Source organism: Amycolatopsis tucumanensis, from assembly GCF_021654135.1.
In the GTDB taxonomy this organism is placed as follows: domain Bacteria; phylum Actinomycetota; class Actinomycetes; order Mycobacteriales; family Pseudonocardiaceae; genus Amycolatopsis_E; species Amycolatopsis_E tucumanensis.
The window spans coordinates 8,010-31,681 of record NZ_JAKGSD010000078.1; the positions used below are offsets into that span (position 1 = coordinate 8,010).

General features: G+C 72.3%; 22 protein-coding genes. 10 read left to right on the top strand and 12 right to left on the bottom strand.

Annotated elements, in window-relative coordinates:
• Positions 1-117 precede the first annotated feature (117 nt).
• Positions 118-468, bottom strand: coding sequence for a VOC family protein (locus tag L2C96_RS40810; protein WP_237339917.1), 351 nt, complete (start codon positions 466-468; stop codon positions 118-120).
• A gap of 106 nt (positions 469-574) precedes the next feature.
• Between L2C96_RS40810 and L2C96_RS40815 the strand changes: the two genes are divergently transcribed.
• Positions 575-2,326 (top strand): proline--tRNA ligase, encoded by a 1,752-nt coding sequence (locus L2C96_RS40815; protein WP_237339918.1) that lies wholly within the window; start codon positions 575-577, stop codon positions 2,324-2,326.
• Positions 2,327-2,572: 246 nt separating this feature from the next.
• Here L2C96_RS40815 and L2C96_RS40820 read toward each other — a convergent pair whose 3' ends face one another.
• On the bottom strand, positions 2,573-3,280 hold the full coding sequence (locus L2C96_RS40820) for an HAD family hydrolase (RefSeq protein WP_237339919.1): 708 nt from the start codon (positions 3,278-3,280) through the stop codon (positions 2,573-2,575).
• A gap of 109 nt (positions 3,281-3,389) precedes the next feature.
• Between L2C96_RS40820 and L2C96_RS40825 the strand changes: the two genes are divergently transcribed.
• Positions 3,390-4,427 carry an ABC transporter permease gene (locus tag L2C96_RS40825; RefSeq protein ID WP_308191238.1) on the top strand — a complete coding sequence of 346 codons (1,038 nt, stop codon included), beginning with the start codon at positions 3,390-3,392 and terminating at the stop codon, positions 4,425-4,427.
• Here L2C96_RS40825 and L2C96_RS40830 read toward each other — a convergent pair.
• Positions 4,412-4,822, bottom strand: a complete 411-nt coding sequence (locus L2C96_RS40830; protein WP_020422507.1) for a secondary thiamine-phosphate synthase enzyme YjbQ — start codon at positions 4,820-4,822, stop codon at positions 4,412-4,414. The genes L2C96_RS40825 and L2C96_RS40830 overlap by 16 nt on opposite strands.
• Positions 4,823-4,910: 88 nt before the next feature.
• On the opposite strand from L2C96_RS40830, the gene L2C96_RS40835 reads away from it, so the two are divergent.
• Positions 4,911-6,020: an LLM class flavin-dependent oxidoreductase gene (locus L2C96_RS40835; RefSeq protein ID WP_237339920.1), complete on the top strand. Its 1,110-nt coding sequence runs from the start codon at positions 4,911-4,913 to the stop codon at positions 6,018-6,020.
• The gene (locus tag L2C96_RS40840) at positions 6,017-7,345 is read left to right on the top strand and encodes an NtaA/DmoA family FMN-dependent monooxygenase (protein ID WP_237339921.1); all 1,329 of its coding nucleotides are present in this window, start codon (positions 6,017-6,019) and stop codon (positions 7,343-7,345) included. Before L2C96_RS40835 ends, L2C96_RS40840 begins: the two co-directional genes overlap by 4 nt.
• Before the next feature lie 315 nt (positions 7,346-7,660).
• Here L2C96_RS40840 and L2C96_RS40845 read toward each other — a convergent pair whose 3' ends face one another.
• The gene (locus L2C96_RS40845; protein ID WP_237339922.1) at positions 7,661-8,659 is read right to left on the bottom strand and encodes a histone-like nucleoid-structuring protein Lsr2; all 999 of its coding nucleotides are present in this window, start codon (positions 8,657-8,659) and stop codon (positions 7,661-7,663) included.
• Positions 8,660-8,743: 84 nt separating this feature from the next.
• Between L2C96_RS40845 and L2C96_RS40850 the strand changes: the two genes are divergently transcribed.
• On the top strand, positions 8,744-10,138 hold the full coding sequence (locus L2C96_RS40850; protein ID WP_237339923.1) for a dihydrolipoyl dehydrogenase family protein: 1,395 nt from the start codon (positions 8,744-8,746) through the stop codon (positions 10,136-10,138).
• Between the two features lie 42 nt (positions 10,139-10,180).
• Positions 10,181-11,023: an alpha/beta fold hydrolase gene (locus L2C96_RS40855; protein WP_237339924.1), complete on the top strand. Its 843-nt coding sequence runs from the start codon at positions 10,181-10,183 to the stop codon at positions 11,021-11,023.
• Here the strand turns inward: L2C96_RS40855 and L2C96_RS40860 are convergent.
• A complete protein-coding gene (locus L2C96_RS40860) occupies positions 11,020-12,363 on the bottom strand; it encodes a hypothetical protein (protein ID WP_237339925.1) in 1,344 nt (447 codons plus the stop codon). The genes L2C96_RS40855 and L2C96_RS40860 overlap by 4 nt on opposite strands.
• A 210-nt stretch (positions 12,364-12,573) precedes the next feature.
• Here L2C96_RS40860 and L2C96_RS40865 point away from each other — a divergent pair, with 210 nt between their 5' ends.
• Complete coding sequence (locus tag L2C96_RS40865; RefSeq protein ID WP_237339926.1) at positions 12,574-14,028, top strand: S8 family serine peptidase; 1,455 nt, start codon at positions 12,574-12,576, stop codon at positions 14,026-14,028.
• A 166-nt stretch (positions 14,029-14,194) separates the two neighbouring features.
• Positions 14,195-14,686, top strand: a complete 492-nt coding sequence (locus tag L2C96_RS40870; protein WP_027934727.1) for a DUF3145 domain-containing protein — start codon at positions 14,195-14,197, stop codon at positions 14,684-14,686.
• Positions 14,687-14,867: 181 nt separating this feature from the next.
• On the opposite strand, the gene L2C96_RS40875 is transcribed toward L2C96_RS40870, so the two are convergent.
• Positions 14,868-15,200, bottom strand: a complete 333-nt coding sequence (locus L2C96_RS40875) for a hypothetical protein (RefSeq protein ID WP_237339927.1) — start codon at positions 15,198-15,200, stop codon at positions 14,868-14,870.
• A 327-nt stretch (positions 15,201-15,527) separates the two neighbouring features.
• Between L2C96_RS40875 and L2C96_RS40880 the strand changes: the two genes are divergently transcribed.
• The gene (locus L2C96_RS40880) at positions 15,528-16,076 is read left to right on the top strand and encodes a hypothetical protein (protein ID WP_020422498.1); all 549 of its coding nucleotides are present in this window, start codon (positions 15,528-15,530) and stop codon (positions 16,074-16,076) included.
• Positions 16,077-16,136: 60 nt separating this feature from the next.
• Here the strand turns inward: L2C96_RS40880 and L2C96_RS40885 are convergent, their stop codons facing one another.
• The 5 genes from L2C96_RS40885 to L2C96_RS40905 all read right to left on the bottom strand — a co-directional run bounded on the left by L2C96_RS40885 (position 16,137) and on the right by L2C96_RS40905 (position 21,011).
• On the bottom strand, positions 16,137-17,384 hold the full coding sequence (locus tag L2C96_RS40885; RefSeq protein WP_237339928.1) for a beta-ketoacyl-[acyl-carrier-protein] synthase family protein: 1,248 nt from the start codon (positions 17,382-17,384) through the stop codon (positions 16,137-16,139).
• A gap of 42 nt (positions 17,385-17,426) precedes the next feature.
• A complete protein-coding gene (locus tag L2C96_RS40890) occupies positions 17,427-17,672 on the bottom strand; it encodes an acyl carrier protein (RefSeq protein ID WP_017984121.1) in 246 nt (81 codons plus the stop codon).
• 62 nt (positions 17,673-17,734) lie between these two features.
• Positions 17,735-18,712 (bottom strand): beta-ketoacyl-ACP synthase III, encoded by a 978-nt coding sequence (locus L2C96_RS40895; protein WP_020422496.1) that lies wholly within the window; start codon positions 18,710-18,712, stop codon positions 17,735-17,737.
• On the bottom strand, positions 18,709-19,629 hold the full coding sequence (locus L2C96_RS40900) for an ACP S-malonyltransferase (protein ID WP_084506215.1): 921 nt from the start codon (positions 19,627-19,629) through the stop codon (positions 18,709-18,711). The genes L2C96_RS40895 and L2C96_RS40900 overlap by 4 nt, the downstream gene beginning before the upstream one ends.
• Positions 19,630-19,769: 140 nt before the next feature.
• On the bottom strand, positions 19,770-21,011 hold the full coding sequence (locus tag L2C96_RS40905) for a PucR family transcriptional regulator (protein ID WP_020422494.1): 1,242 nt from the start codon (positions 21,009-21,011) through the stop codon (positions 19,770-19,772).
• 248 nt (positions 21,012-21,259) lie between these two features.
• Here L2C96_RS40905 and L2C96_RS40910 point away from each other — a divergent pair, with 248 nt between their 5' ends.
• Entirely contained in the window at positions 21,260-21,889 is a 630-nt protein-coding gene (locus tag L2C96_RS40910; RefSeq protein ID WP_020422493.1) for a nicotinamide mononucleotide transporter family protein, read from the top strand.
• On the opposite strand, the gene L2C96_RS40915 is transcribed toward L2C96_RS40910, so the two are convergent.
• Positions 21,870-23,483, bottom strand: a complete 1,614-nt coding sequence (locus L2C96_RS40915; protein WP_237339929.1) for an L-lactate permease — start codon at positions 23,481-23,483, stop codon at positions 21,870-21,872. The two genes, L2C96_RS40910 and L2C96_RS40915, sit on opposite strands and share 20 nt — an antisense overlap.
• Between the last annotated feature and the right edge of the window lie 189 nt (positions 23,484-23,672).

Below are 23,672 nucleotides of genomic sequence, written 5' to 3' on the forward strand. Positions count from 1 at the left end.
CCACCGCCCCGCGCGCGGGAACTTGCTGGCCCAGCCGTGGAACCCACCGCCCCGCGCACGGGAACTTGCCGACCCAGCCGTGGAACCCACCGCGCCCGGGCCGGCAACCGCGAAAACTCAGTGCGGTTCGCCCACGCAGAACTGGTTCCCCTCCGGGTCCGTGAGCACCGTCCAGGCCAGGCCGGGCACCTCGTGCTCCGCGAGCTTCGCCGCGCCCAGGCCGACCAGCCTGGCCACTTCGCCGTCCCGGTCGGTGGTCGCCAGGTCCAGGTGCAGCCGGTTCTTCCCGGCCCGCTCCTCGGGCACCTGCTGGAACCCCAGCCGCACGCCGCCCTCGCGCGCGGGCGTCAGCACCAGGTACTCGCCCCAGTCCTGGTCCACCCGCACGCCCAGCGCCGCGCACCAGAACGCCGCCATCTGCCGTGGATCCGCGCAGTCCACGGTCACCATCCCCAGTTCGAGAGTCATCTCGGCACGGTAGCGCGCCCCACCGACAATCCCGGCCCGCCCGAAAACCGCTGGACGCCCCTGACTACCCTGTTCACACCGCGTTTCGACACCGAGGAGCAGCCCAGTGATCACCAGGATGTCGTCGTTGTTCCTGCGCACGCTGCGTGAGGATCCGGCCGACGCCGAGGTTCCCAGCCACAAGCTGCTGACGCGGGCAGGCTACGTCCGCCGGGTCGCGCCGGGCGGGTACTCGTGGCTGCCGCTGGGCCTGCGGGTGCTGCGCAAGATCGAGGAGGTCGTCCGCGAGGAGATGGCCGCGATCGGCGGGCAGGAGATCCTGTTCCCCGCGCTGCTGCCGCGCGAGCCCTACGAGGCGACCGGCCGCTGGACCGAGTACGGCGACGCCCTGTTCCGCCTCAAGGACCGCAAGGGCGCCGACTACCTCCTCGGCCCGACGCACGAGGAGCTGTTCGCCCTCACCGTGAAGGGCGAGTACAGCTCGTACAAGGACTACCCGGTCATCCTGTACCAAATCCAGACCAAGTACCGCGACGAGGCGCGCCCCCGGGCCGGCGTCCTGCGCGGGCGCGAGTTCGTCATGAAGGACTCCTACTCCTTCGACCTCGACGACGACGGCCTGTCCCGCTCCTACCAGCTGCACCGCGACGCCTACATCCGGATCTTCGACCGGCTGGGCCTGGAGTACGTGATCGTCGCGGCGACGTCCGGCGCGATGGGCGGCTCGGCGTCCGAGGAGTTCCTCGCCGTCGCCGAAACGGGCGAGGACACCTACGTCCGCAGCAACGCGTCCGGCTACGCGGCCAACGTCGAGGCCGTCGTCACGCCCGCGCCGCCCGCTCAGTCCATCGAGGACAAACCGCAGGCGCAGGTCCACCACACGCCGAACACGCCGACCATCCAGACGCTGGTCGACTACCTCAACGACAAGGCCGACCTTGGCCGCACCTTCACCGCCGCGGACACGCTGAAGAACGTGATGGTGAAGATCCGCCAGCCGGGCGAGAAGGACTGGCAGATCCTCGGCATCGGCATCCCCGGTGACCGCGAGGTCGACCAGAAGCGGCTCGAAGCTTCGCTGGAGCCGGCCGAGGTCGCGCTGCTCGAAGAAGCCGACTTCGCCGCCAACCCGTTCCTCGTCAAGGGCTACATCGGCCCGAAGGCGTTGCAGGACAACGGGGTCCGGTACCTGGTCGACCCGCGCGTCGTCACCGGCACGGCGTGGGTGACCGGCGCCGACAAGGCCGACCACCACGTCGTCGACCTCGTCGTGGGCCGCGACTTCCACCCGGACGGCACGATCGAGGCCGCCGAGGTGCGCGAGGGCGACGCCTCGCCCGACGGGCAGGGCACGCTGGTCGCGGCGCGCGGCATCGAGATCGGGCACATCTTCCAGCTGGGCCGCAAGTACACCGACGCGTTCCAGCTGGACGCGCTCGGCGCGGACTCGAAGCCGATCCGCATCACGATGGGTTCCTACGGCGTCGGCGTGTCGCGCCTGGTCGCGGTGATCGCCGAGCAGAGCCACGACGAGCTGGGCCTGGTGTGGCCGCGTGAGGTCGCGCCGTACGACGTGCACGTGGTGATCGCGGGCAAGGACGAGTCGATCGCGGCGGGCGCGGAGAAGCTGGCCGCCGACCTCGACGCGGCCGGTGTGGAGGTCCTGCTGGACGACCGGAAGGCCACGCCGGGCGTCAAGTTCGCCGACGCGGAGCTCGTCGGGGTGCCGACGATCCTCGTGGTCGGGCGCGGCCTGGCGAAGGGCGTCGTCGAGGTGAAGGACCGCAAGACGGGCGACCGCGAGGAGATCGCGGTGGACGCGGTGGTCGACCACCTGGTCAAGCTCGTCCGCGGCTGAACCGCCTTTCCGGCAACGGGCCCGTCGCTTTTCGCGGCGGGCCCGTTGCCGTGTCAGCCCCCGCCGAACGCGGCGGCGAAGTGCGAGCTGGCGTCGTTGAGGTCGCGGTTGCCTGGCGCGGCCCGGTCGGGGCGGTCAGTTTTGGCTGAACGCGGCGGCCAGCGCGAGTCGCGCGGCACCGGCGGTGCCGCACGCATGGTCGCCCCAGGCGGGCGTCCGCACTGACCCGGCGCCCAGCCGAGACGCTCAGCCCTCCCCGAAGACCGCCGCCAGCACCAGCTTCGTGTCGCTGAGGTCGCGCAGCACCACCTGCGCCCCGGCCTCTCGGAGCGCGGCCGCGTCGAACCGGCCCGTCGCCACGCCCACGGCGATCGCGCCATGCTCACGCGCCGCGTCGATGTCGTGGGGCGTGTCGCCCACCACGATGACCGACGCGGGCTCGAACGGGCGCCCGAGCGTCGCATGGGCGCGGTCGACCGCGTACGCCACCAGGTCCGGCCGGTGCGCGGACAGGTTCCCGTAGCCGCCGATCTCGAAGTCCAAGTGCGTGTGCAGCCCGAACGCGGACAGCTTGTGCCACGCGATCTCCCGCAGGTTCCCGGTCACCAGCGACTGCACGGCCCCGCCCGCCGCGGCCACCCCCGCCAGCGCCGTCGCCGCGCCCGGCAGCGCCAGGCCGCGCTTCGCCAGCTCCGGCAGCGCCAGCTCGGACACCGCGGTCAGCGCCGCCCACATCCGCTGGATCAGCTCCTCGGTCGGCTCGATCCCGTGCAGCGTCAGCACCTCCGCGGTGATCGCGCGCTCGGTCCGCCCGAAGAAGTCCGGCATCGCGGTCATCGAGACGCCGGTCACCTCCTCGAGCACCTGCCGGTACCAGCCGCGGCCCGCCCCGCGCAGGTCGATGAGGGTCTGGTCGATGTCCCACAGCACCAGCCGGTGCGCACTGCTCGTCACGTCCGCCGACGCTACCAAGACCGTTATTCATCAAGCGTTGACTTCGATCGAGCGCAGGGCTACCGTTCCCGTTGAATTCAACAGTCGAAGAAATTTAGGGGAGGTCCCCATGGCTGGCACATCCCGGAGGCCGGTGGCCGGGCTGGCGGCCCTGGCCGGTGCGGTGATCGCGGTGGTGCTGGGATTCCTGACCGTCGGGGTCCAGGCTTCGGTCGAACCGGACGGGCTGCCGGTGGCGGTCGCGGTGCCGGACAACGCTCCGCCGCAGCTGCGCGCCGCGGCCGGGCAGCTCACGAACCAGGGCGGCGAGGCCCTCAGCTGGCGGGTCACCACACCCGCCGAAGCCAGGACGCTGCTCGACGACAAGGACGTCTACGGCGTGCTGGAACTGGCGCCCGGACAGGTGGGCGTGGTGGTGTCCGGCGCTGTCAACCCGAGCGGCACCCAGGTCGTGCAACAGGCGCTCACCGGCGCCGGGCAGGCGCTGTCGACCGCGATGAGCCAGGCCACCGGCACCCCGTCCGCCCCGGTGCGGGTGGAGACCGTGCACCCGGCGAGCCCCGCGGGCCGGACGGCGCCGCTCGCGGTGAGCATCCTCGCCTGGGTCGGCAGCCTGGCCGCGGGCGCGATCCTGGTCGTCGTCGCCGAGCGGACCGGGCGGCGAATCGGCGTCGCGGCGCGCCTCACCCAGGTCGCGGTCACCGCCGTGCTGATCACCGGCGTCGCGGCCGGATTCCTCGCGCTGTGGGACTCCTCCCTGCCGCTCGGCTGGGACGTCCTCGGCTACATCCTGCTGGTCGCCGCGGCGTTCGCGGCCGTGCAGGCCGCGTTGCTGCGCCTGCTGGGCATCCGCGCCATGGCGATCCTCGCGCCGCTCTACCTGCTCGCGCCGAACGTCGCCGGGCAGGTGCCGGAGCTGCTCAACCCGGCCTACCGGGCCCTGCTGTGGTCGTGGACACCGTTCCGCTTCTCCACCGAGGGCACCCGCAGCCTGCTGCAGGGCACCCCGGACGCGCCGGACGTGACCACCGGCATCTGGGTGCTCGGGGCGATGCTGGTCGCCGGCCTGGTGGTCGTCCTCTGGCCCGTCCGGGCGAAGCCGGCGACGCCGGTGGAGGCGGCGCCGGAGCTTCAGCCGGCGAGGTAGCTGAACCGGACGTGCCGGACCGGGTTGTCGATGTTGGTGTCCACCAGGCAGATCGACTGCCAGGTGCCCAGCGCCGGCGACCCGCCCAGCACGGGAACGCTCGCGTACGGCGGCACCAGCGCGGGCAGCACGTGGTCCCGGCCGTGGCCCTTGCTGCCGTGCTGGTGCCGCCACCGGTTGTCCCTGGGCAGCAGCTCGTCCAGCGCGGCGAGCAGGTCGTCGTCGCTGCCCGCGCCGGTCTCCAGGATCGCCAGGCCCGCGGTGGCGTGCGGCACGAAGACGTGCAGCAGGCCGTCCGACGCGTCCGCTTCGGCCAGGAACGCCTCGGCCTCCCTGGTCAGGTCGTGCACCACGGCGCGGCCGCCGGTCTTCACCTCGATCTCCTTGGAGTACATGCCTCCACCGTAGGCGTCCCAACGGGTGGTACGCGAAATAGCGCGGGCCGCCCGATCGCTGGACCGGGGGAGGCGAAAGGAGCGAGGCATGGTTCATCTCGCGGTGGCACTGGAGGGCGCGGGCTGGCACCCGGCCGCGTGGCGGGAGCCCGACGCGCGCCCGGACGAGCTGTTCCGCCCGCGGTACTGGGCCGATCTGGTGATCGAGGCCGAACACGGCCTGCTGGACTTCGTCACGATCGAGGACTCACTGGGCGCGCCGCGGGACGGCCGAACCGACCGGGTGGACGGCAGGCTGGACGCCGTGCTGATCGCCGCCCGCGTCGCGCCGCTGACCCGGCACATCGGGTTCCTGCCGACGGCGATCGCCACGCACACCGAACCGTTCCACCTGTCCAAGGCGATCGCGACGCTCGACTACGTGTCCACCGGGCGCGGCGGTGTGCGCGTCCGGATCGCGAGCAGCCCCGACGACGCGGCGCACTTCGGCCGCCGCGAGTTCCCGGTTCCGCTGCCCGACCTGGCCGAGGAGGCCGGCGACTGGGTCGAGGTCGTGCGGCGGCTGTGGGACAGCTGGGAGGACGACGCCGAGATCCGCGACACCGCCACCGGCCGGTTCATCGACCGGGACAAGCTGCATTACATCGACTTCACCGGGCGGTTCTTCAGCGTCAAGGGCCCGTCGATCACGCCGCGCCCGCCGCAGGGCCAGCCGCCGGTCGCGGTGCTCTCGCACGTCGCCGAGATCCACCGGCTCGCCGCCCGCTCGGCCGACCTCGTGTTCCTCACCCCGCAGGACGCCGACGACGCGCGCGCTCTGGGGCAGGAGGTGCGCGGCCTGCGCGAGGACCTGCTGGTGTTCGGCGACGTCGTGGTGTTCCTCGACGAGACCGAGCAGGCCGCCCGCGACCGCAAGGCCCGCCTGGACGACCGCGCCAAGTTCACTTCCGACGCGCTGGTCTTCACCGGCACCCCGGCCCAGCTCGCCGACCAGCTGCTGGCCTGGCGTGACGCCGGCCTGTCCGGTTTCCGGCTGCGTCCGGGCGCCCTGCCGCACGACCTGACCGCCATCACCCGCGGGCTCGTCCCCGAACTGCAGCAGCGCGGCGCGTTCCGCCGCGAGTACGAGGCCGGCACGCTGCGGGGCCTGCTCGGCCTGGAGCGCCCCGCCAACCGCTACGCAGGAGCGACGCGATGAAGCAGATCCACCTCGCCGCGCACTTCCCCGGCGTCAACAACACGACCGTGTGGAGCGCCCCGGAGGCAGGCAGCCACATCGAGTTCTCCTCGTTCACGCACCTCGCGCGGACGGCCGAGCGAGCCAAGTTCGACTTCTTCTTCCTCGCCGAAGGGCTGCGGCTGCGCGAGCACGCGGGCAAGATCTACGACCTGGACGTGGTCGGCCGCCCGGACACGTTCACCGTGCTGGCCGCGCTCGCCGCGGTCACCGACCGGCTCGGCCTGACCGGGACGATCAACTCGACGTTCAACGAGCCGTACGAGGTGGCCCGCCAGTTCGCCAGCCTCGACCACCTGTCCGAGGGCCGCGCCGGGTGGAACGTGGTGACCTCGTGGGACGCGTTCACCGGCGAGAACTTCCGCCGCGGAGGCTACCTGCCCGAGGAACAGCGTTACCAGCGCGCGAAGTTGTTCCTGCAGACGGCGTTCGAGCTGTTCGACTCCTGGGGCGCGGACGACATCGCCGCGGACAAGGCGTCCGGGGTGTTCCTGCGCAACGCCCGCGCGGGGGCGTTCGAGCACCACGACGCGCAGTTCGACATCGCGGGCCGGTTCAACGTGCCGCGCGGGCCGCAGGGCAGGCCGGTGATCCTGCAGGCAGGCGACTCGGACGAGGGCCGCGAGTTCGCCGCGGCGACGGCGGACGCGATCTTCACGCGACACGGGACGCTGGAGGCGGGGCAGAAGTTCTACGCCGACGTGAAGCGCAGGCTGCCCGCCTACGGGCGCGAGCCGCACCAGTTACTGGTGCTCCCCGCGGCGACCTTCGTGCTCGGCGACACCGACGCGGAGGCCGAGGAGCTGGCCAACGTCGTGCGGTACCAGCAGGTGAGCGGCCAGACGGCGATCAAGTTCCTGGAGCAGGTGTGGAACCGCGACCTGTCCGGCTACGACCCGGAGGGCCCGCTGCCCGAGGTTGAGCCGGCGGTCGGCGCGGAGGCGGTGGCCAAGGGGCGCGCGCAGACGCGCATGTACCGCGACCCGCTGGCGACTGTGCGGCAATGGCGGGAGCTGGCGGAGGCGAAGAACCTGTCGATCCGGGACCTGGTGGTCGAGGTCAGCGGACGGCAGACGTTCGTCGGCTCCCCGGAGACGGTCGCGGAGGCGATCAACACGTACGTGCAGGAGGACGCGAGCGACGGGTTCATCCTGGTGCCGCACGTGACGCCCGGCGGGCTGGACCCGTTCGCGGACAAGGTGGTGCCGTTGTTGCAGGAGCGGGGCGTCTTCCGCGCCGACTACAGCGGCACCACGCTGCGGGAGCACCTCGGCATCGACCGGTGAGTCCGGGCCCGCGGGAATCATGCCGGGGCGCTTTGCTGGAGCGCCCCGGCGGCGGGAATGCTTGACGGCTGCTGAGATCTGCGGCATCGCTGAGCGCGCCCTGGCGCCAGGTTGGCGCGGTCAGCGACCGGGACGATCGGAGCGCCCGGCGGCGGGAGGGCCGTAGGGACCTACGGCCCTCGCCGAGTGCGACCGGGGCGTCGCGGTAGATGGTTGATGCCGCTGGGGTCTGCGGCGTCTCGCCGCCGTGGCGCCGGACGTCCCGGTCAGTTGCCGGGGCGCTTTGCTGGAGCGCCCCGGCGCGGGATGTCCGGCTCAGTTCGTGGCCGCGGAGAACACCACGGGCGGTGCCTTCCGCACGCTCTTGCGCGGCGCCTTCTCCGCCGGCGCGACCTTCTTGGTGGCCGGCTTCTTGGCGGTCACGTTCTCCTTCGCGGGCGCGGCCTTGGCGGTTGCGGTCTCGGTGGCCTTCACCTTCGCGGTCGCGGCCTCGGCGGCCTTCGCCTTGGCGGGCGCGGTCTTGGCAGCGTTCGCCTTGGCGGTTGCGGTCTCGGCGGCCTTCGCCTTGGCGGGCGCGGCCTTGGCGGTTGCGGTCTCGGTGGCCTTCACCTTCGCGGGCGCGGCCTCGGCGGCCTTCGCCTTGGCGGGCGCGGTCTTGGCAGCGTTCGCCTTGGCGGGCGCGGCCTCGGTGGCCTTCGCCTTGGCGCGGGACGGCTTCGCGGCGGGCGTGGTCTTCTTGGTGTTCGCCGCGGCCTTCGTGGTGGTCTTCGGCGCCGGAGTGGCCTTGCGCCGGGTCGCCGGCTTCGGCGTGGTGGCCTCGGCAGCCGCCGCCTTCTTGCCCTTGGCAGCGGTGGTCTTCGGCGCCGCCGCGGTGGCCTTGCGCCGCGTGGCCGGCTTGGGCGTGGTGGCCTCGGCAGCCGCCGCCGTCTTGCCCTTGGCAGCGCTGGCCGCCTTCGTGGTCTTGCCCGCGGCCGCCGTGCGCTTCCCAACAGCACCGGCAGCCTTCGCCTCGGCAGCGCCCGTCGCGCGGGTGCTCTTCGCCGGGGACTCCGCGGCCTTCCGCGCGGCCGCGGCACTGGAGTTCGCCGTGCGGCGCGTGCGCTTCGCCGGGGCGAGGCGGCGCGGCGGGCGCTTGCGGCCACCCGTGCGGCGGCCCGCCTGCACGTAGGTGGCCAGCAGCTCGCGCAGGCTGCCCGCGTTCGAGTCCGAGAGGTCGATGTCGTACTCGACGCCGTCCAGGCCGAACCGCACCGTCTCCGCGGCCGGTTCGCCGTTCAGGTCGTCCAGTAGTTGCACCGCGGTGTTCTTCGCCACCGATAACCTCCAGTACTTACGATTTGCCGCTGAGAATACCCGCCCCACTTGCGCCGGGCGCCGGGCTGGTGTGCGCTGTGACCCATGTCCGAGGAGACTTTTGACGTCATCGTGATCGGTGGCGGACCAGTGGGGGAGAACGCGGCGGACCGGGCGGTCAAGGGCGGCCTGTCCACCGCGCTGGTCGAGCAGGAACGGTTCGGGGGCGAGTGCTCCTACTGGGCCTGCATTCCGAGCAAAGCCTTGCTGCGACCGGGAAACGCGCTCGCCGCGGCCCGGCGGCTGCCCGGCGTTCCGGTGGGTGAAGCGCTCGACCCGGCGGCGGTGTTCGAACGCCGCGACTACTTCACCGGCAAGGGCGACGACACCGGTCAGGTCGAGTGGGCGCGCGGCGCGGGCATCACGACGATCCGCGGCCGCGGCCGCATCACCGGTGAGCGCGAGATCACTGTGGACGGCGGCCGGGTCCTGCGGGCGCGGCACGCCGTGGTGGTCTGTACCGGCAGCGTGCCGAAGACGCCGCCCATCCCGGGCCTGGACGAGGTGCCGGTGTGGGGATCCCGCGAAGCCACGTCCAGCAGCACGGTGCCGGGCAGGCTGGCCGTCGTCGGCGGCGGGGTGGTCGGCGTCGAGATGGCGCAGGCCTGGGCCCGCCTCGGTGCGCAGGTGGACCTCATCGTCACCGGCCCGCGCCCGCTGCCCCGGTACCCGGACTTCGCCGGTGACGCCGTCGCGGAGGGCCTGCGGGCCGACGGTGTGCGCGTGCACACCGGCTCCGGACTGGAGCGAGCGTCCCGAGTGGACGGTGCCGCCCGGCTGGAGCTCAAGGGCGGCGCGGTCGTCACGGCCGACCAGGTGCTCGTCGCGACCGGGCGGCGTCCGGCCACCGACGACCTCGGCCTGGAGGTCATCGGTCTCGCCCCGGCCAAGCCGCTCACCGTCGACGACAGCGGCCTGGTGTCCGAAGTGGACGGCGAGTGGCTGTACGCGGCGGGCGACGTCACCGGCCGCGCGTTGCTGACGCACCAGGGCAAGTACGCCGCCCGCGTGGTCGGCGACGTGGTCTCCGCGCGGGCCACGGGCAAGCCGGTGGACACCCGCCCGTGGGGCAAGCACAGCGCCACCGCCGACCACCATGCGGTGCCGCAGGTCGTGTTCACCGACCCGGAGGTCGCGTCGGTCGGCCTGACCGAGCCGGAATCGGGCGCGCCGCACCGGGTGGTCGACATCGACATCGCCGTCGCGGGGTCGTCGCTGCACGCGGACGGCTACGCGGGCAAGGCCAGGATGATCGCCGACACCGAGCGCGAGGTGCTCGTCGGCGTCACGTTCGTCGGCCAGGACGTCGCGGAGCTGCTGCACTCGGCGACCATCGCCATCGCAGGCGAGGTGCCCCTGGGCAGGCTGTGGCACGCGGTCCCGTCGTTCCCCACGATCAGCGAGGTGTGGCTGCGGCTGCTGGAGGAGTACGGGCTCTGAAAACCGGTTGCGGGAAGGGCAGCCCTGGCCGACGCTTCGCGTGTGCGCGTTGATCATGAGCTGCCGCTCCCCGGCGGCCGGGTCCTCGCCTGGTCCGAGACCGGGCCCGGGGACGGCCCGCCGGTCCTGTTCCTGGCCGGCGCCGCGACCGGCCGGTCGATGGTCTTCGGTGACGGGTCCCGGGTCCGGCTGGTGACCGTGGACCGCCCCGGCATCGGCGCCTCGACACCCGACCCGCACCGGTCTGCGGCGTCTACCGCCGCCGACCTCGCCGCACTCGTGACGCGGCTCGGCGGGCCGGTGCCGGTCGTGGCGAACTCGCAGGCCGCGGTCTTCGGGCTCGCGGCCGCCGAGCACGGGATCGCGTCCCGGCTGCTGCTGGTGTCCCCGGCCGACGAGGTCGACGATCCCCGGGTGTTCGCGCAGTTGCCCGGCCCGGTGCGGGACGTCGTCACCCAGGTGCGGGACGTCGTCACCCAGGTGCGGGAGGACCCGGCGGCCGCGCGGGAGTTCTTTGCCCGGCTCGGCCCCGGTGGGATGGAACGGATGGTGCTGGACGGCGCGGATCCGGCCGACCGCGAGGTGTACCAGGACCCGGTGTTCCTGGCCCGGTACCGCGCGGCTCTGCGGGAGGGGTTCGCGAACGACGGCACGGGCTACGCGACCGACACGATCATCGCCATGTCGCGGTGGCAGCTGGACTGGGCCGCGATCCGGGTGCCGGTGCAGGTGTGGTTCGGCGATCGGGACCGCGTGCACTCACCGGACCTCGGCGCGCTGCTCACCTCCCGGATCCCGGGCGCGCGACGTCACGTGGTGCCCGGCGCGGGCGGCGCTCTGCTGTGGACCCACGCCGAGGAGATCCTCGCCGCGGCGATCGGCTAACTGATCCGCACGCCCAGCGCGGCGCCCGCCGCACGCAGCAGTGCGGGGTCGTCCGGCGCGGACTTGCCGTCCACGTAGGCGGCCAGCACCAGCCGGACGGCTGGGCCGGAGATCGCGCTCTGGTACGCCGCGCCCGCGGTGTCCGGCTCGCGCGGCCACTGGTGCGTCTCCGTGGCGAGATCGGCGATCCCGCCGCTGCCCGGGGTGTCGGCGAGCTGCTTGAAGGCCGCGGCCTGTTCGTCGCTGCCGAAGGTGAGCACCGCGACCGACACGGCGACCGCCCGCCCGTCCACGGTGGCCTCGAAGCTGCCGCGTTCCATGCCCGCGCAACCGCTTGCCTGCAACCGCGCCTGCAGGTCCCCGTAGGCGCGGGCGGCGCAGGTGCGTTCCGTGCCGGACGCGCGCTTGGTGAACTCGATGCCCGCCACAGCCTGTGGCGCGGGAGTGACCGCGGTGGTCGGCGCGGATGCGGTCGCCGGTTCGTCGTCCCCGCCGGTCGTGACCAGCACGAGCACGACGGCCAGCAGCACCAGCGCCACCGCGATCGCCGCGACCGGCCGCCACGGCACGGGCGCGGAAGCCGGGATCGCGCGCACGGGCGCGGCCGCGGCGATCCGGGGCACCGGCATCGTCACCTCGGCGGGCGGGACGATCGGCGGCACGGCGGCGGGTTCGGCCTGGCGGTGCCGCCGGGGGCGGGGTTTGACCGGCGCCAGCTTCACCGTCGCCGACTCCTCCGTGACCGTGAAGCCTTCCGCGGCCAGGTCGTCGTCGGTGAGACCGGTGTCCGGGGCGAGCTTGCCGATCAGGGCGCGGGCCTGCGCCGGGGTGCACGGCCATGGCGCGGGAGTCAGCGACGCGATGGCCGCGAGCAGGCTGTTCTGCGTCGGGAACAGGACGCGGACGTTGCCGGCGAGGTCGGCGGGCGGCTGCTCGATCTCCTCGACGAACGGCCCGACGGCGAGGATCGTGGCGATCGGCAGATGTTCCGGGACGTCCGGGCGCAGCCGCTCGATGACGGCGTCGGCGAGCGCGAGGGCGTCCGCCGCGGGGTTGACGACGTCCCCGTCGGCGACGAGTGGCCAGCCGTCGGCCTTCCACTGGCCGGTCAGGGGCGCTTCGAGGCGGATCGCCGGGTCCGGCAGGTCGACGCCGATCACGACCAGGACGACGGTCGGCAGGACGACGACCGCCTCGGCCGGCGGCCGGTTCGGCAGCGGCCGGGCCCCGGCCAGCGCGATTCCGCCCGCGAAGTCGTCCCCGCGGCCGAGCGCGGCGAGCGCGGCCCGCACGTCGTCGGCGACGCGCGAGGGCTGTCGTTCCAGGCGGATCAGCCGCACCTCGCACCTCCCCGGTCCCGTTCACGTGCGCGCTTACGCTAGCGCGCTGTGCAGTCGCTGACCCTCGATGGTGTGAAAATCACTCGCGGAAGGTGTCTGCTTTCGGGCACACCCGTGCGGGTAATTGATCATTGACAGTGATCGGGGTCACCCTATTGAGTGCTACTCGTTAGTAGATCGTAGGGCCGGCTGGAGAGATAGGGGACCCCGATGCGATGGCGCTCCACGCGGGCGGTGGCGATCGCCGCCGCCGTGCTCGTCCTCCCGTTCACCGGCGCCGTCCCCGCGGCGAACGCCCAGGTCCCGCTCGCGCCGGTGTCGGACACGCTGGACCGGGTGCTGACCACGGCGACCGCGCTGACCCCGGTCACGACCCTCGTGCACGCGGCGGACGCGGGCACCGCCGCGCAGGCCGTGCGGACGGCCGGGATGCGGGAGATCACCCGGTTCCCGCGCATCGGCGTCGTCGCCGCGACGGGTACCGCCGCGCAGGTCGCCGCGGTGCGCAAGGCGGCCGGCGTCACCTACGTCGAGAACAACGACCCGCTCGTCGCGTTCGGCTCGTCCGGCACGACCGCGACCCGCAGCGCCGAAGCACGCACCACGCTGACCGGCGCGGACGGTGCTCCGCTGGACGGGCGCGGGGTGTCCGTGGCGATCATTGACACCGGCATCGACCCGACGCACCCGGCGTTCCGCGGCGCCGACGGGTCGACCCGCGTGGTGCGCAACCTGAAGAGCCTGTGCCTCGACGGCACCACCACCTCGTGCATCGTCGACGTGCCCACCTCGGTCGACACCGACGCGACCGCGCTCGGCGGGCACGGCACCCACGTCGCCGGGATCGCGGCGGGCGCGCCGTACACGCTGGCCGACGGTTCGTCCGTAGGCGGTTCGGCGCCGGGGGCGAAGATCGTGTCGATCTCGACCGGACTGGCGATCCTGGTGCTGGGCACGGACGCCGCCCTGAACTGGGTGCTGGAGAACCACGCCGCGCCGTGCGGGGCCGGGGTGCCGGCGACGGTGTGCCCGCCGATCAAGGTGATCAACAACTCGTACGGCCCGAGCGGCGGCGGCGAGTTCGACCCGGAGTCGGCGACGGTCAAGCTGCAGCGCGCGCTCGCGGCCGAAGGGGTCGTGACGGTGTGGGCGAACGGCAACGACGGCGGGGACGGCTCGGCGGACCTGTCGAACCCGCCGGGCAAGGACCCGACGCCCGGCGTGATCTCGGTGGCCTCCTACAACGACCAGGGCACCGGGACGCGCGACGGGACCGTGTCGGACTTCTCCTCGCGGGGGCTCGCGTCGGACCCGTCGACGTGGCCGGACGTGTCCGCGCCGGGCGAGAACATCCTGTCCGCGTGCCGGCCGTACCTGGTGATCTGCGCGACGGGGTTGCAGCCGTCGAACGGGCCGGGGATGCTCGATCTCGGCACGTACAACGTGATCAGCGGCACCTCGATGGCGACGCCGCAGATCACCGGCATCGTGGCGCAGCTGTTCCAGTCCCGGCCGGACGCCACGCCGGGCGAGATCGAGGCCGCGATCAAGTCGACGGCGTACAAGTACAGTGACGGCGCGCCGTACCAGGGCGGTTCGAGCTTCGACAAGGGTGCCGGGCTGGTCGACACGGTCGCCGCCGTGGGGGCGCTCGCCGGGGCCTGACGGCTTTCCGTCCAGTGGTGGTCGTGCGACATCTGAGGTTCCTGTGGCGAAATGCCATCGCCGGGGTGCACAATATGGGCAGTCACGGCAGGGATGCTTGAACGCAGGCTCCGAGCTCGCGAGGTCGTAGGGGAAGACGCCCCTCGTCGAGTAGCGGAGGTCAGCAGTGAGCACCCGTGGCGTGGTTTACGTCCACTCGTCGCCGTCTGCGGTGTGCCCGCACGTCGAGTGGGCGATTTCGGGCACCCTGGGTACCCGAGTGGATCTGAAGTGGACGGCGCAACCCGCCGCTCCAGGGCAGCTTCGCGCCGAGTGCACGTGGAGCGCGCCCGCCGGAACCGGCGCCAAGCTGGCGGCCGGTCTCAAGGCGTGGCCGATGCTGCGCTTCGAGGTGACCGAGGAGCCGAGCGCCGGCGTCGACGGCGAGCGGTTCTGCTACGTGCCCGGGCTGGGACTGTGGCGCGGGCGGACGAGCGCCAACGGAGACATCGTCGTCGGGGAAGACCAGCTGCGCACCCTCGTGGCGACCTGTCGTGCGGGGGAGCAGCTGGCGCACAAGCTCGACGAGCTGCTGGCTTCGAGCTGGGACGAGGCGCTGGAGCCGTTCCGGCACGCCGGGGACGGGGCTCCGGTCACCTGGCTGCACCGGGTGGGGTGAGTCTTCGGGCGAGTCGGGTGGGTGGCTTTGGGTGGCTTTGGTTGGCTGCCTTGGTGCTTGGTGCTTGGTGCTTGGTGCTTGGTGCGCGGTGAGGTGCCCAGCGGTGAGGTGCCCAGCGGTGCTCGGCGCTTCGGCGCGGTGCGCGGTGAGGTGCCCACTCGTGTTGCGATGAACGGACCGTTCATCGCTTCGGCCCGCGTGAGGTGTCCAGTCGTGCGGCGATGAAGGGGCCGCTCATGCCTTGCGCCGCGTAGCCGCGTGAGATGCCCAGTCGCGTGGCGATGAACGGTCCATTCATTGCTTCGCCCAGCGAGGTGTCCGCTCGCGCGCCGATGAACGGACCGTTCCTGGCTTCGGCCCGCGCGAGGTGGCCGGTCGTGTGGTGATGGATGGTCCGTTCATGCCTTGCGCCGCGTGAGGTGTCCAGTCGTGCGGTGATGAGTGGGCCGTTCATGCCTTGCGTCGCGTAGCCGCGCGAGGTGCCCAGTGGTGCGGCGATGAACGGGCCGTTCATCGAACCAACTCCGGCCCCGAACCAACCCGCCCGAACCAAACCCCGCCCGCGAACCCAAGCCCCACCCCGAACCCAAGCCCCACCGCCGTCACCACCTGCACCCACCCCGAACCCAAGCCCCACCAACCCCGAACCCAACCCCCACCGCCGTAACCACCCGCACCCACCCCAGCCACAACACCCCCCACAACAGCCGAGCCCCTTCACCTACCCGGCCCAACCACCCCAGCCCACTCCGCACAAAAGACAGCACTCGGTAACGATCACCACTACGCTGCCGATGTGACAGCCATGCCGGCGCCTCCCGCAGCACCGCCGCGATGGTTGGTGCCCGTCGTCATCGTCGTGGTGTCGATCATGGTCGGCGGGGGTCTGCTGGCCCGCGAGCTGTACCGGCTGCCCGAAGCGGCCCCGGACGCGATCCTCGCCCAGTCGTCGACGGCCCGGCCGCTCGCGCAGCAGCCGGGGCCGGGCACCGTCGAGCTCACCCCGGACGCCGCGGCGCACCCGCAGAACACCACGGTCCGCGCGCTGCTCCAGACGTACTTCGACTCGATCAACAACCGCGACTACGAGCTGTGGAAATCGGCCGTCACCCGCGAGCGCGTCCAGGCCAAGTCGAAGAGCACCTGGCTCAACGACTACCGCACGACGAGGGACGGCAGCATCCTCGTCTACCGCATCGACCCGGTCGCCGACGACGAGCTCCGCGCCCTCGTCGGCTTCACCAGCACCCAGGACGTCAAGGACGCCCCGGCCGAACTCCCGGAACCCTGCGTGCACTGGCGCCTCGTGCTCCCGCTGACCCTGGAATCCGGCGCCTGGAAGGTGGACACCGTCACCGGCTCCACCACCCCCGAACTCTCCCGCTGCTGACCGCACACACGAGAAAACCCCGGCCACCAAGGGCCGGGGTTCTCCCAATACCAGCGAAACTCAGGCGCCCGTGAACAGCAGCGCCGTGTTGTGACCGCCGAAGCCGAACGAATTGCTCAGCGCCGCGGTCAGCTCGACCTTCCGCGGCTCACCCGCCACGACATCGAGCCCGACCTTCGGGTCGAGGTTCTCCAGGTTCAGCGTCGGCGGCACCAGACCGTGGTAGATCGAGAGCAGCGTGAGGATGCCCTCGACCGCCCCCGCGCCACCGACCAGGTGACCCAGCGCGGACTTCGGCGCCGTCACCACCGGGTGCTCACCGACGGCCTTGCGGATCGCGGCGGCCTCGCCGATGTCGCCGACCACCGTGGACGTCGCGTGGGCGTTCACGTGCCCCACGTCCGCCGACGTCAGCCCCGCCATCGTCATCGCGTTCGCCATCGCGGCGATCTGGCCGATGCCCTCCGGGTGGTTGCCGGTGATGTGGTGCGCGTCCGAGGTGATGCCGTACCCGGCCAGCCGCCCGTAGATCCGCGCGCCGCGGGCCTTCGCCCGGTCCTCCCGCTCCAGGACGACCACACCGGCGCCCTCACCGAGCACGAACCCGTCCCGGTCGGTGTCGAACGGGCGCGACGCGCGCTCGGGCTCGTCGTTGCGCGTCGACACCGTCCGGGCCTGCGCGAAACCGGCCACGGTGATCGGGTGGATGCAGGACTCCGCACCACCCGCCACCACGACGTCGGCCCGCCCGTTCTGGATCATCTGGTAGCCGTTGGCGATGCCCTCGGCGCCGGAGGCGCACGCCGAAGCCGGCGAGTGCACCCCGGCCCTGGCCTTGAGGTCGATGCCGACGTGCGCGGCAGGCCCGTTCGGCATCAGCATCGGCACGGTCAGCGGCGAGACCTTCCGGATGCCCTCCTGCTCGAGCAGGTCGTCCATCGCCAGCAGCGTCAGCGGCCCGCCGATGCCGGTGCCGATGGACACGCCGAGCCGGTCCGGGTCGACGTCCGTGCGCTCGTCGCCGGGCTGCTCGAAACCGGCGTCGGCCCACGCCTGCCGGGCGGCGATGAGCGCGATCTGCTCACACCGGTCCAGCCGGCGCGCCTGCACGCGCGGCAGCTTCTCCGCCGGATCCTCGGCGAGCGTGGCGCCGATCTTGACCGGCAGGTCGAACTTCTCGACCCAGTCGGCCTCGATCCGCCGGATGCCGCTGCGGCCGGCGAGCAAGCCCTCCCACGTGGACGCGACGTCCCCGCCGAGTGGCGTCGTCGCGCCGATCCCGGTGATCACGACGTCGATGTTGCTCATGAGGAGTCTCCCCGAGGTTCAGACGAAGAATTCAGCTCGTGCTTACTTGGCGTTCGCGGCGACGTAGTCCACCGCGTCGCCGACGGTCTTCAGGTTGGCCAGCTCGTCGTCCGGGATCTTGACCCCGAACTTGTCCTCGGCCTGCACCGCGATCTCCACCATCGACAGCGAGTCGATGTCCAGGTCGTCGACGAAGGACTTCTCCAGGCTCACGTCGTCCTGCGCGACACCCGCGACCTCCTCGACGATCTCCGCGAGGCCGCTGAGGATCTCCTGCTTGTCCGCCACGATGGTGTTTCCTTTCTGGGGGTTCGACACCGGCAGGCCCGCGCCTGCCGGCGATAGTGGTATCACGGGCAGATGACGACCTGTCCGGCGTAGGACAGGCCCGCGCCGAATCCAACCATCAGCACCACGTCACCCGTTTTGACGGTGCCCGCTTTCCGCATGTGGTCCAGCGCCATGGGAATCGACGCGGACGAGGTGTTGCCGGAGAACTTGATGTCGTCGGCGACGACCAGGTCCTCCCGCGCGCCCTTGGCCTTGAGCCGCTTGGCGATCGCGTCCACGATCCGCAGGTTCGCCTGGTGCGGGATGAGCACGTCGATGTCCGACGGCTCCAGCCCGGCCAGCTCGACCGCCTTCAACGCGATCGGCGCGATCTGCGTGGTCGCCCACCGGAAGACCGACTGGCCCTCCTGGTAGATGTACTTGTGGTCGCGCATGTAGATCGTGTCGACCAGGTCGCCCGCGCTGCCCCACGACACCGGCCCGATGCCCGGCTCGTCGGACGGACCGACCACCGCGGCACCCGCGCCGTCGGCGAAGATGATCGCGTTCGCGCGGTCCACCGGGTCGACCACGTCGGTCAGCTTCTCCGCGCCGATCACCAGCACCTTGCCCGCCGAGCCGGCGCGGATCAGGTCGGAGGCGACGCCGAGGCCGTAGCAGAACCCGGCGCACGCGGCGTTGAGGTCGAACGCGCCGGCCGCCTTCACGCCGATCCGGTCGGCGACCTGACCGGCCGCGTTCGGGATGGGCGCGGGCATCGTGCAGTTCGGCACGATCACGGTGTCCACATCGGACGGCTGCAGGCCCGCGTCGGTGAGCGCGGCGTTGCCCGCCTTGACCGCCATGTCGACCAGCAGCTCGTCCTTCTCGGCGAAGCGGCGCTCGATGATGCCGACCCGCTCACGGATCCACTGGTCGTTGGTCTCCATGATCTGGGACAGGTCGTCGTTGGTGACGACGCGGTCCGGCTGGTAGCTGCCGACGCCCAGGATCCGGGTGGCGGCCGGGCCCTGCTTCTGGCGCAACACCGGGCTCACAGGATCTCCTTCGCGGCGGGCAGGTCGGTGGGGGTCTTGAGTGCGACGGTCTGCGTGACCGTGCCCTTGAGCTGGCGCTTGACCAGACCGGTCAGGGTGCCCGCGGGCGGCAGCTCGACCGTCGCGGTGACGCCCAGCTCGACCAGGCCGTCCATCGTCAGGTCCCAGCGGACCGGGCGGGTGACCTGCTTGATCAGCCGCTCCAGGTACTCGGCGCCGCTGGTGACCACGGTGCCGTCGGCGTTGGACAGCAGCGGGCGGACCGGGTCCTTCGGCGTGATCGACGCGGCGTGCGCGCGCAGGGCCTCCTCGGCGGGGGCCATGTAGGAGGTGTGGAAGGCGCCGGCGACCTTCAGCGGCCGGACCTTCGTGCCTTCGAGGGGCTCGGCGACGATGCGCTCGATGGCGTCCTTCGCGCCGGAGGCGACGATCTGCCCGGCGCCGTTGCGGTTCGCCGCGGTCAGGCCGTGGCCCTCCAGCCACGCGACGACCTCGTCCGGGTCGCCCAGCATCACGGCCGCCATGGACGTCGGCTCGATCGCGCACGCCTTGGCCATCTCGGCGCCGCGCACGGCGGCCAGCGCGACGGCGTCCTCGGCGGTGAGCACACCCGCCGCGGCGGCGGCCGCCAGCTCGCCGACGGAGTGGCCGGCGACCGGAGTGTCGTCCGGGACGTCGCCAAGGGCGTCGAAGGCCAGCAGCGAGAGCGCGACGATCAGCGGCTGCGTGATCGCGGTGTCCTGGATGGTCTCGGCGTCGGCCTCGGTCCCGAGGTGGACCAGGTCGAGCCCGGTTCGCTCGGACCAGCGCGCGAGCTTCTCGCGGGTGCCGTCGAGTTCGAGCCAGGGGGAGAACATGCCGGGCGCTTGGGAGCCCTGTCCGGGAGCGAGCACTGCTGTCACGCCTCTAGGGAACATGCTTCCCCGGCGGGCCCGGGATGCCGCCGTTCACCAAGTCGGAGCGGCGATCTTGTAGGGAGCCTACAAAAATGGCGCCCGCGGGCCCGCATGCAGCGCTGATGTGTTGTCGGTTCCGGGCAGGCCGGAAGTGAGACCGGTCACCAGAGGCCGCGTGCCCTGGCCAGCCGTCCCACGGTCAGGGCCACCCGCAGCACCAGCGCGTCCCGCGGTTCGGTGGCGTTGCGGCCGGTCAGCTCGGCCGCCCGGCGCAGCCGGTAGCGCACGGTGTTGGGGTGCACGAACAGCTTCTTCGCGCACGTCTCCAGCACCCCGCCGGACTCCAGGTACTCGTCCACCGTCTGCAGCATCGTCGGTCCGGCGGCCTCCAGCGGCTGCGCGATCTCCTCGATCAGCAGCCGCTCGGCCTCGGCGTCGCCGGAGAGCGCTCGTTCCGGCAGCAGGTCCGAGGATCGCACGGGCCGCGGCGCGCCCGGCCAGCCGACCACCGCGCGCAGCCCGGACAGCGCCTCGGCCGCGCTGCGGTGCGCCTCGGCCAGGCTGTCCACCGTCGGGCCGGCCACCACCGGGCCCTCGCCGAACGCGCCCGCCAGCTTGCCGAGGACCTCCTTCTGCTTGGCGTCGCCGTCGGTCGGGCCGCCTGCCACCACGATCAGCCGCGACCCCTGGACGCTCAGCAGCACCGGCCGTGCCAGCCGCGCGGCCAGCCGGCGCACCTCGAACACCACGCTCGGCGGGTCGTCCGAGGGCGGCCGGCCGGCCAGCACGGTCGCCATCGCCGACGGCTCCCACCCCAGCGCCGCGGCCCGCGACAGCACCGCCTCCTCGGCGTCGCCGCGGACGATGCCGTCCACGACCAGCGCCTCCAGCCGGGCGTCCCACGCGCCGCGCGCCTCCGCGGCCGCGGCGTAGGAGTTGGCCGTCGCGAAGGCGATCTCGCGGCCGTAGCGGAGGATGCCCTCGGTGAGCGCGGCGTTCTCGGCCTCGGTGGCGGCGAATTCCGGCAGCTGCTCCTCGAACACCTCGATCGCCAGCCGCACCAGCCCGACCGCCTGCCGCAGGCTGATCCAGCGGGACAGGTCCTCGGGGGCGCCGCGGAAGGCGTCGGTGGTGAGCTTGAGCGCCTCCTGCGAATCCCGCAGCCAGTCGACGAACCCGGCCGCGCCAGTCTGGGTGATCAGCAGGATGCTCGCCCGCTGCTCCGCGGGCAGCCGCCCGAACCACGGCAGCCGCTGCTCCATCGCGGCGACGCTGGCCGAGGCGAGGCGCCCGGAGGCGCGCTCCAGCCTGCGCAGCGTCTTCGCGGACAGGCCGTGGTGCTTGGCCAGGCGCCTGCCGCTGGTCTGGCTGCCGTGGGTCTGGCTGCCGTGGGTCTGGGTCATGGTGAACCGACTCTAACCGGCCGTCCGGTAAACGCGAGGCCGCCCGGCGCATCGCGGTTCTCGCAGCGCCGGGCGGCCTCATCTCCCCGGTCCCCACCGGTAGGTCCACTATGGACCTTGTGGATATTTTTCCGCCAGTCTTCTCACTCGATCGTGCAAGTAATTTTCCGATGATGTTGCGGGGCTCACTGCGGGTGAGGGAATCACCGCCGCTTGTGGCAGGTTGATCCGGCCAGACGGGAGGCGCCATGCACGTTCTGTTGCAGCACGGTTTGTCCGTTTTCGGGCAGTGGATCTCCATCGCGGAGCTGGTCGGCCAGCTGTGCGCGCTCGCCGTGGTCTTCCTGGCGCAGCGGCGCACGCTCTGGACCTGGCCCGTGCAGGTCGGCGCGACGGTGCTGCTGTTCGCCGTCTACGCCTCCGCGCACCTGGGCGGGCTCGCGGCCCGGCAGGTCGCGATCCTGCTGATCTCGGTCTACGGCTGGTGGGCCTGGACCCGCCGCCGCGACCCGGTCTACGGGGTGGTCGTGCGCAGCGGCCGGGCCGTCGAGCGGCTGGTGATGGCGGGCGCGTTCGTGGTCGGCACCGTGGTGATGGCGCTGGTGCTCGACGCGCTGGACGCCTCCTGGGCGCCGTGGCCGGACGCGGCGATCTTCATCGGCACGCTGGTCGCCTTCGCCGCCCAGGGCCGCGGCCTGGTCGAGTTCTGGCTGGTGTGGCTGGTCGTCGACGCGATCGGCGTGCCGCTGCAGATCTCCTCGGGCCTGTACTTCTCCGCGGCGGTCTACCTCGTGTTCGCGGCGCTGGTCGTGCACGGCTGGTGGAGCTGGCACCGCGCCGCGGTCACGCGCCCGGAGCTCACGGCAGCATCCCGCTGAGGAAGCTCGCCTGCGCCACCACGATCAGGCACATCACGAGCAGCAGTCCCACGCTCCACGGCAGCACCTTGCGCAACAGCGTGCCCTCTTCGCCCGGCAGCATCGCCGCCGCGCACGCGATGCTCAGGTTCTGCGGGGAGATCATCTTGCCGAGCACGCCGCCCGAGGAGTTGGCCGCGGCGAGCAGTTCGGGCGACAGCCCGGCCTGGTGCGCCGCGGTCACCTGGAGCGCGCCGAACAGGGCGTTGGCGGAGGTGTCCGAACCCGAGACCGCCACGCCGAACCAGCCGAGCACCGGGGACAGGAACGCCAGGCCGGCGCCCGCGCCCGCGATGAAGTAGCCGATCGTGGTGGCCTGGCCGGACAAGTTCATCACGTAGGCCAGCGCGAGCACGCTCGTCACGGTCAGGATGGCGAACCGCAGCTCGTGCACCGTGCCGCCCCACTCGCGGACCGCGTCCCGGGCGCGGACCCGCAGGAACACCGCGGTCAGGACGCCCGCGACCAACACGAGCGTGCCGCCGGTGCTCAGGAACGGCACCGAGAACGTGTTGCCGGACACCGGTTTGCCCGCCGAGTTCGCCACCGACAGGGCGGGCCAGTCGAACTTCCACGTCGCCGCGTCGAGCAGCCGCTTGACCGGCGGCAGCTGGCCGATCGAGAAGATCACGATGATCAGCCCGTACGGCAGGTAGGCGCGGACGACCTCGCCGCGGTCCTCCGGCCGGTCCAGCGTTTCGGTGGCCACACCGGTGAGCACGGCGGTCCGGACCTCTTCGCGGGCCGGCTTCCGGGCGGCGGGCAACGCGACCAGTGCCGCGGCGCCGGCGAGCGCGGCGCCGATGTCGGCGAGCTGCGCGGAAACGTAGTTGGCGGCAGCGAACTGCACCACCCCGAACGCCACGCCGCACACCAGCGCGGGCAGCCACGTTTCCCGCAGCCCGCGACGCCCGTCCACGATGAAGACCAGCAGCAGCGGCACGAACAACGCCAGGATCGGCGTCTGGCGGCCCACGATCGACGACACGGTGTCCAGCGGCAGCCCAGTGACCTGCGCGAGGGTGACGACCGGGGTGCCCATGGCGCCGAACGCGACCGGCGCGGTGTTGGCGACCAGCGCGACGACCGCCGCCCGCACCGGGGTGAACCCGAGCGCCACCAGCATCACCGAGCTGATCGCGACCGGCGCGCCGAAGCCGGCCAGCGCCTCCATCAGCGCGCCGAAGCAGAACGCGATGATCAGCGCCTGGATGCGGGGATCGTCGGAGACCCGGCCGAACGACCGGCGGAGCACGTCGAAGTGGCCGGTGCGCACGGTGATCCGGTAGATCCACAGCGCGTTGACGACGATCCACATGATGGGGAAGAGGCCGAACGCGGCGCCCTGGAAACCGCTGGAGATCGCCTGCCCGATCGGCATGCCGAAGATCGTGACGGCGACGATGAGGGCGACGGCCAGGCCGATCAGGCCGGCCTGGTGGGCCTTCATCCGGACCACGCCCAGCAGGACGAGGACGGTGGCCAGTGGGAGTGCCGCGACCAGCGCGGACAGGCCGAGTGAACCGGCTAGCGGGGCGAGCTCCTGCACGAACATGCCGACCTCGATTCCACATCGCGGAAGTGGGGTTCCGCTGGACGTGGGGTCGGATGGTCCAGTTGTGCGGGCGGGGCGTCAAGGGGGGCGTTTCACTGATCGAGATGGCTCGGGCGCTACGCGGGTTTCTACTGCGCCGGCTTCGCTTCGCTACGCCCCGATTGAGCCCTCCCGAACCCGATCTTTCAG